13 protein-coding genes are annotated in these 17,826 nt (G+C 34.3%); 7 read left to right on the forward strand and 6 right to left on the reverse strand.

Going from position 1 to position 17,826, the window contains the following annotated elements; genetic code table 11:
- Nucleotides 1-88 precede the first annotated feature (88 nt).
- On the forward strand, nt 89-1,042 hold the full coding sequence (rocF, locus tag RE409_RS15230; protein WP_201185076.1) for an arginase: 954 nt from the start codon (nt 89-91) through the stop codon (nt 1,040-1,042).
- Between the two features lie 396 nt (nt 1,043-1,438).
- Entirely contained in the window at nt 1,439-2,875 is a 1,437-nt protein-coding gene (locus RE409_RS15235) for an amino acid permease (RefSeq protein ID WP_201185077.1), read from the forward strand.
- A gap of 470 nt (nt 2,876-3,345) precedes the next feature.
- Here the strand turns inward: RE409_RS15235 and RE409_RS15240 are convergent, their stop codons facing one another.
- Entirely contained in the window at nt 3,346-3,480 is a 135-nt protein-coding gene (locus tag RE409_RS15240; protein WP_274606979.1) for a hypothetical protein, read from the reverse strand.
- Between the two features lie 341 nt (nt 3,481-3,821).
- Here RE409_RS15240 and RE409_RS15245 point away from each other — a divergent pair, with 341 nt between their 5' ends.
- On the forward strand, nt 3,822-5,186 hold the full coding sequence (locus tag RE409_RS15245) for a C40 family peptidase (protein WP_201185079.1): 1,365 nt from the start codon (nt 3,822-3,824) through the stop codon (nt 5,184-5,186).
- A 397-nt stretch (nt 5,187-5,583) separates the two neighbouring features.
- On the opposite strand, the gene RE409_RS15250 is transcribed toward RE409_RS15245, so the two are convergent.
- On the reverse strand, nt 5,584-5,850 hold the full coding sequence (locus tag RE409_RS15250; protein ID WP_201185081.1) for a hypothetical protein: 267 nt from the start codon (nt 5,848-5,850) through the stop codon (nt 5,584-5,586).
- A gap of 453 nt (nt 5,851-6,303) precedes the next feature.
- Between RE409_RS15250 and RE409_RS15255 the strand changes: the two genes are divergently transcribed.
- Both RE409_RS15255 and RE409_RS15260 read left to right on the forward strand, forming a co-directional pair.
- Nucleotides 6,304-6,768 carry a GNAT family N-acetyltransferase gene (locus RE409_RS15255; RefSeq protein WP_201224258.1) on the forward strand — a complete coding sequence of 155 codons (465 nt, stop codon included), beginning with the start codon at nt 6,304-6,306 and terminating at the stop codon, nt 6,766-6,768.
- Between the two features lie 494 nt (nt 6,769-7,262).
- The gene (locus RE409_RS15260) at nt 7,263-8,594 is read left to right on the forward strand and encodes an oligosaccharide flippase family protein (RefSeq protein WP_201185083.1); all 1,332 of its coding nucleotides are present in this window, start codon (nt 7,263-7,265) and stop codon (nt 8,592-8,594) included.
- Nucleotides 8,595-9,402: 808 nt separating this feature from the next.
- Here RE409_RS15260 and RE409_RS15265 read toward each other — a convergent pair.
- From RE409_RS15265 to RE409_RS15275, 3 genes are all read right to left on the reverse strand, one after another.
- On the reverse strand, nt 9,403-11,028 hold the full coding sequence (locus RE409_RS15265) for an acetate--CoA ligase (protein ID WP_309557776.1): 1,626 nt from the start codon (nt 11,026-11,028) through the stop codon (nt 9,403-9,405).
- A gap of 307 nt (nt 11,029-11,335) precedes the next feature.
- Nucleotides 11,336-12,568 (reverse strand): acyl-CoA dehydrogenase family protein, encoded by a 1,233-nt coding sequence (locus RE409_RS15270; protein WP_201224256.1) that lies wholly within the window; start codon nt 12,566-12,568, stop codon nt 11,336-11,338.
- Between the two features lie 243 nt (nt 12,569-12,811).
- On the reverse strand, nt 12,812-14,128 hold the full coding sequence (locus RE409_RS15275) for an MFS transporter (protein ID WP_309557777.1): 1,317 nt from the start codon (nt 14,126-14,128) through the stop codon (nt 12,812-12,814).
- A gap of 332 nt (nt 14,129-14,460) precedes the next feature.
- Between RE409_RS15275 and RE409_RS15280 the strand changes: the two genes are divergently transcribed.
- The gene (locus tag RE409_RS15280) at nt 14,461-15,375 is read left to right on the forward strand and encodes a LysR family transcriptional regulator (protein WP_201253591.1); all 915 of its coding nucleotides are present in this window, start codon (nt 14,461-14,463) and stop codon (nt 15,373-15,375) included.
- Between the two features lie 476 nt (nt 15,376-15,851).
- A complete protein-coding gene (locus RE409_RS15285; protein WP_201185089.1) occupies nt 15,852-16,043 on the forward strand; it encodes a DUF3934 family protein in 192 nt (63 codons plus the stop codon).
- Nucleotides 16,044-16,601: 558 nt separating this feature from the next.
- On the opposite strand, the gene RE409_RS15290 is transcribed toward RE409_RS15285, so the two are convergent.
- Nucleotides 16,602-17,525 (reverse strand): Gfo/Idh/MocA family protein, encoded by a 924-nt coding sequence (locus RE409_RS15290; RefSeq protein ID WP_201185091.1) that lies wholly within the window; start codon nt 17,523-17,525, stop codon nt 16,602-16,604.
- Nucleotides 17,526-17,826 lie beyond the last annotated feature (301 nt).

Below are 17,826 nucleotides of genomic sequence, written 5' to 3' on the forward strand. Positions count from 1 at the left end.
GTATAAATATTCAAAAAAATGTCGAGTTGAGTCATCTATCCTTTTACCCTTATACTAGGGAAGAAAAATTGAAGGGGGAGAATTATACATGAAGAAAGAAATTTCAATTATTGGTGTTCCAATGGATCTTGGTCAAACTAGAAGAGGAGTAGATATGGGTCCAAGTGCTATCAGATATGCAGGTTTGAGTGAAAGACTTGAAAACATTGGCTATACTGTCCATGATGAAGGTGATATTAAAGTAGAGATACGAGAGAGAGCACAAAGTGATGCAGATACTAATTTAAAGAATTTACAGGATGTAGCAGAAGGCAATGAAAAATTAAGTCAAAAAGTTGCTGAAGTCACTCAATTAAATCGATTTCCTTTAGTTTTAGGTGGAGATCATAGTATAGCTATCGGAACATTATCAGGTTTAGCACAGCAATCTGAGAACTTAGGGGTAATTTGGTATGATGCGCATGGCGATTTAAACACAGCCGAAACTTCTCCTTCAGGAAATATACATGGTATGTCTCTAGCGGTAAGTTTGGGACTTGGCCATCCTGCACTGACTAACATTGGTGGATATACTCCAAAAATAAAACCAGAGAATATTGTTATTATTGGTGCCCGTTCCTTGGACCAAGGTGAGAAAGAGTTAATTAGAGAAAAGGGTATTAAAGTATATACAATGCATGAGATTGATAGATTGGGAATGACAAGAGTAATGGATGAATCGATTGCCTATCTTAAAGAACGTACAGATCTTGTTCATTTATCCCTTGACCTTGATGGTCTTGATCCAGACGATGCACCGGGAGTAGGAACGCCTGTCATGGGAGGTATTAGTTACCGTGAGAGCCATCTTGCCATGGAAATGCTAGCTGAAGCCAATATCATTACATCCGCAGAGTTTGTAGAGATAAATCCAATTTTGGACGAGCATAATAAAACAGCTGAAGTTGCTGTCGCATTAATGGGCTCTTTGTTTGGAGAAAAATTACTTTATGGAGCGGACGATCACCTTATCACTCCTAATTTACTGGCTGATGTTAAATAGTCGAACTTTTTTTGAGTAACTGTTATTGATAGAAATATAGAGCGATTTTATTAATCTCAAATTTTTAAAAAGATGGTCCATTGAAAAAAGCCCATATTGTCATCTGCGGGCTTCTTCCCCATTGACGGATGGCCCACATGAATCAATTTATATCTATAGTTTCCAGACGTTTGGCTTCTTTTTCTTTCTTAAGAGACGTCATCGAAATTATTTTTGCATTGGTACCTATGTTAACTCCTGTTTCTCTACATGCAGAAGCAATCTCTTATTCAAGGGATAATATCACCTAAGATTGAAATCAAAGCATAAAACTTGTTAATGGAGAAACATTAATTCCCTAAAAACGTCCTAACATAAATGAAACCGTTTGCACCCATCAGGTAAAGGAGTTTTTCAATGAAAACAGTAGAAAATCAACCAAATGAATTAAAACGGAGCATGAAAGCAAGACATTTATTTATGATTTCAATAGGGGGATGTATTGGTACAGGCTTTTTCATTGGTTCAGGCTACACCATTCATGAAGCAGGGGCCATCGGTGCTATTCTCTCTTACATAGTTGGCGGTTTTATCATGTATTTAACGATGCTTTGTCTCGGTGAACTATCGGTTGCCATGCCTGTTTCCGGTTCGTTTCAGACATATGCGACAAAATTCATTGGTCCTGGAACCGGCTTTGCCATTGGATGGCTATACTGGTTAGGGTGGGCAGTTACAGTTGCCTTAGAGTTTTTGGCAGCGGGACAACTTATGCAAAGATGGTTTCCTGAATCACCCGTTTGGATGTGGTGTGCAATCTTTGCTTTTCTCATCTTTTTACTAAACGCTTTATCAGCAAAGGCATTTGGCGAATCGGAGTTTGTGTTTTCAAGCATTAAAGTATTGGCCATTATACTGTTTATCGTAGTTGGCGGTGCTGCTATGTTTGGTATTATTGATATGAAAGGCGGACAGGAGGCACCGTTTTTCTCCAACTTTTTCAGTGAAGGCCTCTTTCCAAATGGGATATCGGCCCTACTTATTACAATGATTACAGTGAACTTTTCATTCCAGGGCACAGAGTTAATCGGAATTGCAGCAGGAGAAAGTGAAAACCCAGAAAAGGTCATACCTAAATCTATCAAACAAACAGTTTGGCGAACTCTTTTCTTCTTTGTGCTTTCAGTCTCTGTACTCTCAGCATTGATTCCAAGGGAAAAAGCAGGAATCGCTGAAAGTCCATTCGTTGTTGTACTAGATAGCATAGGAGTGCCTTATGCGGCGGACATTATGAACTTTATCATTCTCACGGCTTTGTTGTCAGTTGCAAACTCCGGCCTTTATGCGGCGACACGAATGCTGTACTCGCTTTCTAGAGAAGGAATGGCAAGTCCAAAGCTCGGTATGGTAAATAAGAGAGGAATTCCACTAAATGCATTACTTATCACTCTTGCAATAGCCGGGTTGTCTTTACTTTCAAGTGTAGTAGCTGCAAAAACAGTGTTTGTTTTTCTTCTCTCCCTTGCAGGATTAGGAGCACAAATTGGCTGGATTGCCATTGCGGCCTCTCTTCTTGCTTTTAGAAGATCATATATCCGTAAGGGTGGAAAGGTAGAAAATTTAAAATTCAAAGTACCACTATATCCATTCATTCCCATTCTTGCCTTAATAGCAAACTGCATCGTCATGATTAGTCTAGCATTTGTTCCTGAACAGCGGATGGCCCTTTATTGCGGCGGATCGTTCTTCCTTGGTTGTTATGCTGTTTATCACTTTAAGGTGAAGAAAAACAAGCAAGTAAATACACCACAACAGGAAGTGGAATTAAATTCTGGTAAAAAAATGGTCATTTAATCTTGTCCAGATTATCTAGAGAAGAAAGTAAAGTAATGAAAAGCAATCTTTGTTAAATAAGATTGCTTTTCATACTGGGCATTACATAAAATCAACGCGAGAGTATTTACATAAAGAAAAAATACTCTGGAGATATCTCATTTCCAGAGTATTTTTACACTAAACAACTATTAAACAACTTCTTTTTTCCTTACCTGCTTTAAAAGCAGGAAATTTGTGGTTAAAATGAGAACCGATGATTCATACTACCTTTACTATGGTAACCCAGGTGTCTGAAAGATTGTCCTTTGCTGCAGTCATTACTGAGCGACTATAAATTCTCTTCGCCAAATTCTTTTTATCCATAAACGAAATACATAACTACGGCGTATAACATGACTGTCCATGCAAGATTAAATCTGCAGATCTTTTCCTTCCTCGAATAACAAGAGACTTTCACCCCATGAGTGTCCTTCCGCAAAATAGAGTTTCTATCCCAGCTTTGCGAATAGTGAAATCCCATCAGATGCAGAGGTGGTTGAAAAAGTTATCCCCAGGACCATTGTGAATACTACCAAACCAGTAAGTAATTTCTTCATTGTTCCATCTCCCTCTTTTTTGAGCATCCAAACCACCTTACTAGTTCCCCTCAGATTTTATATTCTCTATGCTTTATACCTCTTTTTAAAAGGTATTATTATCAACTTTCTTTCTAAAACCCTTCAACAGGATCTATCTCTACCGAAAATTACTATATTATCAATAGAAGAAACCTATAGATAACTATCATTGATACACACCAATTGTCCTAAAACACGACATCTAGCAACGAAACTGTAACATTAGAAATTATTTTGTAATCTTAGAAACACTTTTTTATTCTATTTGTCATGGTTTTTATATATTTCATAGCCCTATAATATAAAGGTTAAATATTTTTTTACCACATCAGGAGGAACTTTCCTATATGAAGAATTCGAAAAACTCTTTTATTCTCGCGGGAACTATTATAGGTACCCTATTTGCCAGCACTTCTGCTTATGCAAGTTCTTATCAAGTTAAATCGGGTGACACCCTAGACGAAATTTCTAAAGCGCATAATACAACTGTCCAAAAATTAAAATCTGAAAACAATTTGACTAGTAATCTTATTTTGCCAGGTCAAGTTTTAAAGATTAATGAATTCAACTATAATAAAAGTACAGATACAAAGGAAAAATATGTAGTTAAACTTGGGGATTCTTTATCTACAATTGCTAAAAGATATAATCTTTCTCTTAGTACATTGATTAAATTAAACCCTGAGATTTCTAATTCAGATCGTATTCATATTGGCCAATCTATCCGTGTATCTGGACAAGCCCCTACATCTAGTTCAACGGCTAGCAAAGGTAGTTCAAGTGATACCTATAAAGTCAAATCAGGTGACACCCTAGACAAAATTGCTAAAACACATAATACGACTGTCCAAAAATTAAAATCTAAAAACAATTTGACTAGTAATCTTATTTTTCCAGGTCAAGTTTTAAAGATTAATGAATTCAACAAATATACGAATAACACTACTAATACAACAGAAAAATATGTGGTTAAACTTGGGGATTCTTTATCTACAATTGCTAAAAGATATAATCTATCTCTTAGTGCATTAATTAAATTAAATCCTAATATTTCTAATTCAGATCGTATTCGTATTGGCCAATCTATCCGTGTATCTGGACAAGCCTCTACATCTAGTTCAACGGCTAGCAAAAGTAGTTCAAGTAAAACCTATACAGTCAAATCAGGTGACACCCTAGACAAAATTGCTAAAGCACATAATACAACTGTAAATTCTTTACTTTCTTTAAATCCAAGCATTTCAAATGCAAATACTCTTCATATTGGTCAGTCTATTAAACTTTCTGGAAAAGCTACATCATCTGTAGCTAAAAAAGAGTCCATATCAACTAATTCAGCACAAGCTGATAAAATATTAGCTGCTGGTGCGAAATATTTAGGGGCTAGGTATGTTTATGGTGCAAGCACATCACGTACAGATATATTTGATTGCTCTTCATTCACATTGAAAGCATTCCAAGCTGTAGGTATTTCCTTACCACGAACTTCATCGGCTCAATCCCAGGTTGGGAAACTTGTATCTTCGAACACCCTGCAAAAAGGAGATTTAGTATTTTTTGATACCAATAATGATGGAGTAATTAATCACGTAGGAATTTATGCCGGTAACGGTCAAATGCTTAATGCTTCAACATCTAAAGGTGTATCTTATGCAAACATTAACAGTTCTTACTGGGAACCTCGCTTTGTAAAAGCAGTTCGTGTTCTTTAACTAAATTCATATGTATCAAATAATAATTGTTAGCTACACTAAGTCCCCATTTTGATTTTAAATGGGGACTTAGTGTAAGATTCCAATTTAATTTGTAAGAGTCAATGGATGTTCGGAAACAGCTAGCCTTATCGAGTCAGTAAAGCAACAAGGCTAATAGTATTGTATTGTCCAAAAGAAACAAACTCTTAGTTTCAGATAAAAAAACTTCAAATCAGTAGCTAAAGGTTTAACTCGTTTACTAAAAGTTGAAAATTCGTTTGCTTCCAGCAATTGTAGACTTTGCATTAAAACGGAATCCCTTTACCATTTCACCCTCAAAAATAACAGCAGCTTTTAATTTAGGATAACAAATATGTAATTAATCAAAAAAATAAAATCATCTTAAACGATGATTTTATTTTTTTGCATATTCTTTTAACCGAGGTAGGATTGGCTCCAAAATTTCCTTGGCTATGTAATCTGTTTCTAATCCAATAAACTGTTTGCCTTCTAAATCGACTGATCTAGCCTTTTCCGGATCATTGCAAAAAATAAACGAGATTATTCCGTTATCTTCTGTCATATCTACATATTTGAATGTAATATCATGTTGTGTTAAACAACTTTCAAACGCAATGCATAATTCATCAATGTCTGACTTACTAATAGATGTAAATTTCATTTTGATCATCTCCTCTGAATACAGAATAGCAAAATATAGGCTGAATTACAAAGTGAATATATCCTCTAGTAGAAGGCCTTTACTATTTATCCGGCATTTCTAATCTAGTGGAAAATTGAAAAATCACTAAATTTTTTTAACTAAGTTCATCTGGTTTAGCCAAAACTTTTAATAATAAAACAAAGGTCACTTTAAGAGTGGACATCATGAGAATGAAATAATCAGCAAATATAGATAAAGCTTTGGTTTTTCCGCAAAATATGCGATGACTTGAATTAGAATTAATTTTTAAAAAAACTATGTTCTCTAAGCGTCTATTGTGGCTTTTGGATAAAGTCTCATCATTTATAAAAAAAGAGGAATTAACATTATTAAGCTAACAGGTATGCGATAGTTTTTTTAAAATATATTATGTTTAATAGAAGAATTATCAATATATTAGGAGGGAATTAAATGGTTACATTAAAACCTATTAAACAAGAGGATTTTAAGCAATATATTATTCATGCAATTGATGACTATGCAAAAGACAAAGTTGCTTCTGGAAATTGGAGTGAAGATGAAGCAATGGATCTTTCTAGGAAAGAATTTACTCAACTTTTACCAAAAGGTGAAAAATCCGAGTTTAATTATATATTCTCTATCTTTCACGACCAACACATAGTCGGAACGATTTGGATTGCACAAAAATCACCTAAAAATAATGACGAAGGCTTTATTTATGATTTTATTATCTTTGAGCAATATCAAGGGCTGGGATATGGTAAGAATGCAATGAAAGAAATTGAAATTATCGCTAAAGAATTAGGAATGAAGAAGATTTCACTTCACGTTTTTGGCCATAACAAAATTGCACGTGGATTATATGAAAAGTCGGGCTATGAAATTACGAATATCACGATGACAAAATCAATTTAAATAAACTATTGCATAGTGCATAAAGGTAACTTCCTATATAACGGAGAGTATTCGTCGTACTTAAACCCTGAAAATGATCAAACTTTATTCTAAAGTAACATCTATCTATACGCTCACCATACGATAATGTGCCATTAGCTGAAAAGAAAAATCTATGGATTAAATCAATGTGCCCCAAATAAAACAAAGAGGATTATCAACGATAAAAATGAAAATTCTTAGCAAAATCCAACAGGGTTTTGTTATTTTTATTTCCGTACTTTTTTCTGAACGATTTAAGGGGAAAAATATTAGTATGAAAAGATTAATGTGAAGGTTAAACTATGCTCACTTTCCATTAAGGTAGTTCTTAAAAAAACTTATATTCTTAATCTATATTTTTTTAGTAAAACCATGATAAGTCAATAAGTACCTCCGCTTTATGTCCTTCCTTATGAATATTCCATGGCATGTCTCATATCTTATACAAACACCTTTGTTAGGAGTGTGCCAACATGAAATCTTTCTATAAAGGAACGCTCATTTTGATTGTCGCAGCGTTTTTTGGTGAATGTATCGAATTTTTAGTGAACATGATCCTAGCCAGGGAATTACAAGAAGAAGGCATGGGGCTCTATATGTCTATATTGCCGATTTTCTTTTTGATATATGTGATTGCCAGTCTTGAATTACATATTTCCATTTCAAAATTCGTGGCAGAAAATAAACACACATTGCATTATAATCTTGTGATACATGCACTTAAAATGGCTATGGTTGTAGTGCTGGTTATGTGTGTCGTCATGCCTTTTATTCTTACCTTTTCATCCATAATGGACAGATACCACCCATATATAAAATGGCTGCTTATTACCTTAATCCCTATAGTCGCCTTTTCGTCGATTGCAAGAGGATATTTTATGGGCGTTCAGCAGATGGGAAAGATTGCATTTTCCAACTTTTTAAAAGATATTATTCAATTTGGCTTGCTGTTCTTCATCTTTACCTTATTTAATTTTAACCAGGAAAAGTCCCTGCTGATGGCCTTCTTTGTTTTAATAGGCAGTGAGTTCCTCGTCTTCTTATACCTGATTAGCCTATTGATTCTTCAAATGCGTATTATGAAGCGTGGTACAAACTCGCGTACCTCTGGTAGATATGCACGTCAAAAGTTGCTGGAGGTTTCACTACCTACTATGGGACTAAGAATCTTTCACGCAATAACAAATGCGATTCAACCTTTTCTGATTCATGCTGCCCTTCTCTCAGCAGGATTCGGCGCGGTAATGGCTACTGAACATTTTGGGATGCTCACAGGAGTTGCGATGACTATCGGCTTCTTCCCTGCTTTTATTGCTCATTCACTAATGATAATGCTTATCCCTAATGTATCGAATGCTTACAAGAGACAGGATGAGGAAAAATTGAGAGTTTTATTACAAAAATCGATGTCTTTTACAATCTTGTATGGGGTTCCTGCAGTGGTCTTTATTTATCTCTTTGCGGAACCTTTGACCTCACTCTTTTTTTCCTCCACTTCAGCTGCTTATTATTTAAAATTATTATGTCCTTATTTTCTTTTTCACTTTTTTGTTATTCCGATGCAAGCCTATCTTATTGGCTTAGGCTTAGTTAAAGAGGCTTTTTTCCATACTGTGTGGTCACATATCGTCGCCTTTGTGATGATGTATATTCTCGGCTCCCAAGCCTCTCTTAACATGGGAGGCATCATCTTAGGCATGAATACAGGTGCTGTATTATTAACCCTTATGCATTACTTAACTATATGTAAAAAAATAGGGATAAGCATCTGGTTAACAAAATCGAGATCTATAATAATGAAGTAACCTGTACTTATCTAGATAGTTAGTGAGTTTTCAACCTAATTTGATTTTAGTCAAGAATATTCTTTAAAATATCATACAATATTAATGAAGTGATATCATAAATAAAGCTAAGGCTAAGACCGGATAAACGTACGGGCAAGAAAGGTAAAAAAACCGAACGATCAACATAACATATGTAGTTAGACGTTAAACACTCGAATGATTCAAAATGTCAGCAATAATAACGGTGACAAAACTCAAAACCTTTTTAAAATATTCAAATAAAATGTGAAGAAAAAGACACTCCTCAATCAGGCTGTGTCTTTTCAATTCTTATGAGGTTAATTAATGTAGACTGCAACTTAAGGTAATTTATTGGATTGATTCTCGTTGTCGTTATATCTGTATTAAGGTCATTAGGTGCTTTTTAACCGTGCCTGTTACTCAATGAAAAATCACATACCAACAATTACACAAATCAAAAGCTTGATTTAGGGCAGTTCATCATTATTTTACCTTCTCTCCAATAAAAAGGAGGAATACTTATATTTACTTTTCGATATTCAGGAGGTAATACTAGGCCTTTTAATCTCTTCAAGACTTGGTTTTAGATTACTCATTAAAATACAAGGTGATTATTAAACTAGATGTGTCCACTCTACCGGTCTGTCCAATTTATAGTAACGCATGGTCTATGTGAAGCACCTCAGCTCCCCCTTGACATTAGCGAGCTCATTACTGTTTAAAAAATTATGTTAATATATGCTACGACTACGGAAACAACATTCACTATCATCATCATTATTATTAGAATTATTAATTCATAATATTATTCATCCTTAGGGACAGTTTGAGTTTTTATGTTTTCTATTTGTTTTCTTTGTTTTTCTAACTGACGTAATTTCCCTCTTTGAATCTTACCTGAGACGGTTTTGGGTAGTTCTGAAACAAATTCAATTTCTCTTGGATATTTATAAGGAGCTGTAATTGTTTTTACATAATTCTGTAATTCCTTTACTAGGTTATCTGACGGTATAACTTTTTTATCTATGACAACAAAAGCTTTTACAACGGCTCCTCTAACTGCATCAGGACTTGGTACAACAGCACATTCTTTCACATTTTCATAACTTAGCAGAGCCTCTTCTATTTCAGATGGTCCAATGGTGTAGCCAGAGCTTATTATGAGATCATCTGAACGACCTTCAAACCAAAAATATCCGTCTTGATCCATCTTCGCAAGATCACCAGTCATATACCAATCACCATGGAATACTGATTTCGTGCGTTCCGGATCATTATGATACTCTTTGAATAAACCTCGAACACTTCGGTGTACTGCAATCACTCCCACTTCCCCAAATGGTAATGGATTCCCATTATCATCATTAACTCTTACCAGATCACCCAGAGTTGATCTTCCTAGTGACCCTCGTTTTACATTCATGTCATTTAATGATGTAATTAGTAGAGTGTTTTCTGTTTGTCCATAACCATCTCCAACCTTCACGTTGAAGTGTCTCTTAAACTTATCGATAACTTGGTTATTAAGAGGTTCCCCTGCACTTAAAGCATTTTTTAGACTAGAAATTTTAAAACGATCTAATTGATCGACATTAGAAATTTTGCGATATTCAGTTGCGGTAGCACATAAAAAGTTTACATTGTATTTTTCTATCATTTGTAAATATTTCTCCCCATCAAGATGACCGTTATAAGCTAATCCTGTAGCACCAGACCCTAACGTGTTAATAAAGGCATTGTGTACCCACTTTATCCATGCTGGACTAACAGTGCTCCAAATCAGAGTATCCGGTCCACAGTTAAACCCAATTTTTACGGATAACGCTCGATGTGCATAAACCCATCCATGATCATGTATTACTCCCTTTGGATTCCCCGTCGCACCAGATGTATAGCAAAGGAAAGCGCTATCATCAGAACGGGTTGCAACAGGGTCAAATTTTGATGGCATTCCTTTGATTAAATTCTCGTAGTTTTGCCATCCTTCCACTTCGCCGCCAACCGTGAGATAATATCTAAGGCTCACCGTTTCTGAACTAATTTTATGGACCCGATCTGTTAAGGTATGATAACAAATGATTGCTTTAGCTTGTGATTGATTAATTCTATATAAAAGATCCTTAGGCATAAGCATATCTGAACCGGGAGATATAACTAACCCTAACTTTAAAGCAGCAATATAAGCAATATATGTCTCAGGAATTCTTGGAAGGACAATTAAAATCTTATCCCCTTTTGTTAAACCAATGTTTTTTAAGACATTAGCAAATTTATTTGATAAATGGCGGAGCTCTTGGTAGGTTAAGGTCTTTGTGATTCCTATTGCATCTTCCCAATAAATAGCTACTTGGGGCTCCCCATCAGCATAGCCATCAATGTCCCAAGCAATGTTATAGTATTCTGGGACAATTAGATCAAAATCTGTACCCATTTCATACCTCCCCCTAAAAAAATTAATGATATATACCTTAACTATTCGATTTGAAACTAAGAGGGCATTTCATTAGGGGATGCCCTCTCCAAAAAATACTGATATAGTATCTTACTGCTTAGTATGAAGCAATAATTGAAAGACAGTCTGACACTTATGTTCACACCACCCACCTTGAAGAGGAAGTAGACTAAAGGTATATCTTGTATTTCAACTCACTCTCATTTAGGATTTTATTTCAATAAATTTTATTACTCTCTTAAATGTAAACGCTTACTAATTTTCGGATCTTTTTCTAAAAATAGAGTTAATTCAAAACAAATTCACTACCTGCTTTCATCAATTCACCGACTTTTACTTTTTCTTTCAGTAAATTAGTAGCGATTGAACGGCGGAGCATTTCATCTGAACCTTCAAAAATACGCCAAATTCTTACCTCACGATACCAGCGCTCTACAGGCGATTCTTTTGTATAACCTAAACCTCCATGAATTTGTAAAACGCGGTCAACTACTCGACTTATCATATTAGTCGAATATAACTTTGAGATTGAGGACTGATGGCGGAATTGAATGCTATCTTGCCCAGTTTTCCATGATCCTTCTTGTTCAGCCATCCACGCAGAACGGAGAAAAATCCATTTTGCTGCTTCAATTTCGGTAGCAGAATCAGCGATCATCCATTGAATTGCTTGACGTTCAGCAAGTGGCTCTCCGAATGAAACACGATTATTTGCCCATTCTATTGCCATATTTAATAAACGTTCAGCACCACCAATAGCCCAAGAAGGAATAACCCATCCACGATTATGGTTAATGAACACCATTGCATATTTAAAGCCATCTCCCACTTCTCCAATAACATTTTCTTCAGGAACACGTACATTATCAAAAACTAGCGTTGCAGGTTCATGATGACTTCCAGACATCACCGGAATTGGCTCAGAACGGTACCCCAGTTCGCGGTCAACTAGGAAACAAGTGATTCCCCCATTCATACCTTTCTGTCTATCTGTTACTGCAAATACGATGGCAAAGTCTGATTCACTACCATGAGTAATAAATATCTTTTCCCCATTAATAATCCACTCATTTCCTTGTTTCACAGCAGTTGTTTCCATATTTGAAGCATCTGAACCAGAACTTGATTCTGTCAATGCAAAGCAAGCAATTTTCTCTCCATCAACAACTGGCAATAAATACTTCTTTTTTTGTTCTTCATTAAGTGCTATATATAAAAGATTTGGTGCATGTCCTCCAAAATCAAAAGGAACAATCGTTCTACCTAATTCCATTTGTATTAAACTACTCATTACAGGACCCAAGTCGGCTCCTCCATATTCCTCTGGAGAGTTAATTCCCCAAAAACCTATGTCCTTAGCTTTTAATTGAAGTTTACGTAATTCCTCCCTAGTAATTCCAGGTTTACCTTCACGTTCATTTCTTAACACTTGATTTTCGAGTGGCGCTAATTCTTTTTCAACAAAATCTCGAACTGTTTCTTGTACCATTCTTTGCTCATCAGTTAATCTAAAATCCATGTCTCTTCCCCTTTTCCATTTTAATTTTGGTGGCTTTTAAATTTATCTGAATATTCTAAATTTATTCTATCTTAGGTGATTTTAAGTGTAAATCACTTAAATTTTAAGGTTACTTCAATTTTTCCTAAAGAAAGAGTGAAGCGTTCAAGATTACCTAAATCAAAACATATATTTTTTACACTTTTAAATTTTAAGTAACATTAGCAATTTGAATCGAATAGTTTTCAATTATACGAGCAATATTTACATACGAGCATTATTTACTATGACTTCTGATTGATTATTTTTTATTCCTGGTTTAACAAAAATCATCAGGATGAATCCAATTAAGCAAACCACTACTGCTGCAATAAACATCGCTGGATAACCATTAGTCATGACAAGATAACCAGTTAAGGTCGGAGCGACTATAGCAGCTGCGTTAATTATGAAATGGTTAACCCCTGTATATGCTCCAACTCTTGTAGGTGCAGTGTCCTGAATGACTACCCAAAACAAAGCACCACCTAAAAATGAAGAACCAGTCCCCAATGACATTAAGAGTAAAATGACTAATGGAGAATTAACAGTAAGAATGAGTGTAAAGAACAAACCTGTTAGGATAAATGAAATCATGCATAGTCCCGATCTTGCTATCCACAAGTTGTTCGTCCTTTTAAATAGAATATCTGAGATTTTTGGTCCCAGTAGAACAGTAATACAGGCTAATGCCCAAGGAATCATCCCTAGATAACCTAACGCTTTTAAATCGTAATTGAAGACGTCCTGCAGGTATTTTGGAGCCCAGGTTAAAATTAAAAAATTAATGTAGTTCGCACAAAAGTGAGCAATCGAATTTAACATTAATGTTGGACTTTTAAAAAAATGATACCAGGGGGAAATGGCCTTATCTCCACCTTCATTCTTTTTTATGTCATTAGAATAACGAATTACTTCTAGTTCTTCTTTTGAAACAAGGGGATGATCTTCAGGATAATCTGTAAATATTTTGCGCCATATAATCGCCCAAATTATACCAATCGCTCCCAATACGACAAACATCATTTTCCAACCTACTGTAGAAATTAAAAATACGGCAATTGGTGCCGTAATTAAAGCTCCAAATGGGACTCCTAATATACCTATTCCATTCAAAAATGCTCTTTCTTTTACAGGTGCCCAATTTGCCAACGTCCGGGCATTGCCTACAAGAGCAGGTCCTTCTGCTAATCCAAATAAGATTCGAAATACAGCAAATCCTGCAAGTGCAGAACCTCCAAAAACGGCAATACCAATATCCCCTGAAACCCCCATACCCAAAGCAAATATAGACCAAGTAACAGCCGAAAGCATCCACACAAATTTAGGACCTTTTTTATCGGCTAATAGTCCTCCAAAAAAACCGCCAAAAATATATCCGTATCCAAAAAAACCTAATACATGCCCCCATGATTTAGCATTTAATCCATATTCATTTATTATATACTCCTGTGCATAAGCCATTATAGAGCGATCAACATAATTAATAATTGTAATAAAGGTAATCATCATCATTAAGAAATAGCGGTATTTTCCACTCATCTGTTTCACCTCTTTTTAGTATTTTTGTAGAGTTTCTTATTCATCATTACTTAGTGAAATAAATTTAAAATCCAATCAATTTGTAAGGGCTTTCATTTCTAATCATTGCTTTCTTATGAAAAATTCATTTAAAATATCTGTTACCAGCACCATACTTTATTCGTTGTGTACTCTTTCCATAATCACCTCTCCTCCTCACAATCGTATATTTAGCTGATAAATTATAATTATTGAAATATTCTAAATTTATCCTATAATGAATTTTAATAGGAGTATATCAGTTATATATTAAGGTTACTTTAGGTTTTCCTAAAGAAAGGAGGGAATATGCTATGCAAATACAACAAATTGAATATATTATTGAAGTGGCAAAAACAGGTTCGATTACTGAGGCAGCAAATAACCTTCATGTTTCTGTAGCTACTATAAGTCAGTCTTTATCAAATTTCGAACAGAAATTTGGATTAAGCTTATTTAAAAGATCAAGGTTGGGAACCAAACCCACAGAACAAGGAAAAAGAATAATAGAAAAAGCATATAAAATTAGCGATTTGTTAGTAGACTTAGAAAGAGAAGCAAAATTTCAGAGCACAAATATCGATAAAGAACTTAGAATAGTTGCTAGCCCGAGTACTTTACTTACTTTTTTACCTAAAGCTATTTCCGCCTTTAATAAAAAATATCCAAACACAGAGATTATTATTGAGGAAAATCAGAATGTAATTAGGGAAATTTCAAACAATGAGCATGATCTAGGTTTCATCACGGTTGATGAAATGACTTGGATTAAGTGGGGAAATTCAAATAAAAATGTATTGCATTTTGATACATTATTTCAAGGAAGAATGTATATTTGTGTATGCGAAAATTCTCCTCTTGCTTTCAAAGAAAGTATTACACCTGAAGAATTACTAAATCAAAAATTAATTTTACATACCATAACCAAACCTATTTTAGATGATATAATACGCCAATATGGACCCCTTAAGGTTTTATTTGAATCTCCTAATACGGAAACGATAAAAAACTCGATAGCCGAAGGGATAGGGATTAGTTTCCTCTCTGAATTTACTGTAATTAATGATGAAAGAGTTATTAATGGTCAAATTATTATAATTCCCTTAGTTAATTATGAACGCTCCAATTTAACTTGTGGTTTTATCCGTTCAAAAAAAAGATATTTTTCAACATCAGCAAGAGGTTTCTTAAAAATTATTAAGGAGCAAAATGGTAAGGGGATTTTTTAATTTATCATAATTCTTTCAATTAGGATCTTATTAATATCTCCATCAATAGGCTATAATCAACATTCATTACTATTAACTTCATAAAGTAAACTACAAATCCCTATAATTTTTGAATATTTTTAGTCCATTTCAGTAACCGCTTAAAAAAATCATTAGCTAAGATATTACACCGTACAGATGCATATGTAAGCTTTTGTACTATACTAAATAACTTTTTCACTTTTTAAAAAGATCTTCCCTTCTGTTCTCTCTTTGTTAGCATTATTTCTAATCAAAAAGTACCCCTTATTCAGTTTTTTATGTCTTATGTCAATATCGGATTCCCTTTGTATTTTGGTGAAAAAAATAAATCAATTTAAAATTTATTGAGCCTTTCTCTGTACTTATCTCCTTAGTTGATGTATATTTCAACATACTTGGATAATAATCAAGTAAAATGGTTTAAACTAACCATACAATATTAATGGAGTGATTTCATGAGTAAAGCTAAGGCTAAAACTGGAACAGGTAAGGGTACAGGTACGGGAACGGGTAAGAAGGGTTGGAATCGTTGGAAAACTAGTGCCAACAAGAAAAAGAGCGCAAAACCTTATGTAAGTAAAGGCGTTAAACACGCGAATGACTCAAAGACAACTACCAATAATACTGGTGATAAGTCTGAAAGATAATCATTATGTAATTCCTATGAGTTAAATTAAAGGTTACTAAATTATGTTCCATATTCTCATACAGGGTATTTAAAAATCTGTATGAGAGAAATGGGTCAAATAGATTAATAACTCTAACTTCCTTCACTCTATAGCTATTGAATTAACCAAGAGCATTTATATATAATAAAGAAAAAGACACTCCCAAACCGGTAGTGTCTTTCGTGTTCATTTGAGGTTTTTTTTAATTTATACAGATACAATCACGAAATGTTCATCTAATCTGACTTTTATGTTTGTTGTGTTAACTTTTTTCGATGATAACTTTATTGTAAAACCGTTTGTAGCCCTTTTTAACAGAGTTTGTTTCTGAATGTATGGCTTCACCAACAACTTGAGCAGATTCAATCAAAGGGGCTACATTATAAAAATGTACTATCTGTTTAGTTTTATTCATAAGCTAAGTAATTTTCGCCATAAGAAGGAACGAATTTTCTACTCTAAGAAATTTTGTCTCTTTTTTGCTAGACTCTTTGTAAAAAGTTAGAAAGCGCTCCAATATCATTAAATTGATATTATTTATTTGGCTACTGCTTTTAATAATTGATTGACTAACAATTGAGATTTCAGACCTTCTAGTCCATCAATCAGTGGTTTCTCATCATTTTGAATACAATTAATAAAATGTTGTACAGCATCTTCAAATCCTCTTTGCTTTAACGTTGTATCCCAAGATGGAGAAAATGAAGTTGAGTGGCTGTTATTAGAAGCAATTTCTAAAGTATTCATGTTCCTAACACTTAAAATTGCTCCATCTGTTAATAGTTCAAGCCTCTCAAGATTAGTACCTGCTTTTCGATGCATGTCTGTAAAGAAAGGTATACCCTCCTTGGATTTATAAACATGTCCTGCATAAACAAGGTAATTCTCACTACTGATATTTACTGTTCCATGCAGCACATCTAAATCACCATTAGCTAACCATCTTGCAGTATCAACTACATGTAAATAATCATCTAACATTCTAAAATCATAAGAATAAGGTCCCATACTATCTGTTCTATGTTTTTCTATACGAACTGATGCTATGTTTTGAGCTTGTTGTTTTGCTTGTACATACATAGGAGCAAAGCGGCGATTAAATCCAACCATAAGCTTTCTTCGTGATTTTTCACTTAACTCTACTAATTTTTCAGCTTCAGCAACAGTTGCAGCTAATGGTTTATCGACATAAACATCTATTCCTTTAGTTAATAGAGAAGATACGACTTCAAAATGTGAGCTAGTGGAACTATGTACGAAAACAGCATCACACTCTGCAGCGAGTGTTTGTAAGCTATTAAAATCTTGAATACGATACTGATTGCAAATCATTTTTCGTTTATCTTTACTTGGTGAAAAAGCACCTACAAATGACCAATCCGTTTCTTTAGTAAGGATTGGTAAATATGCTTTTTGAGCTATACTTCCTAAACCTATCATTCCAATACGAGGTTTTTTCATGTTTGACATCCTTTGCATTGATATTGTTAATAACAAAATTAGTTTACACTGTTTCAGTTGTAAAGCCAAATGAACAAATTATTTTTGCATGTGGTCGTGTAATAGGATTATCAAGTGAACATACTCGAGTCTGTCAAATCCCTTTGTTATTTTGTAGTTCAGATTCAATGCTACTATTTAATCAAGAACCTGGGGCGTACTACCATTTCATGTATGGTATTAACATCAAAACTCTCTTTTTCAAAATCTCCGAGAACGCGAATAATTTTCTCTATTTTTTCTCCTTCTTGTTGCGTTATAA

The sequence above is a fragment of the Peribacillus sp. R9-11 genome (assembly GCF_031345095.1).
Classification (GTDB): domain Bacteria; phylum Bacillota; class Bacilli; order Bacillales; family DSM-1321; genus Peribacillus; species Peribacillus butanolivorans.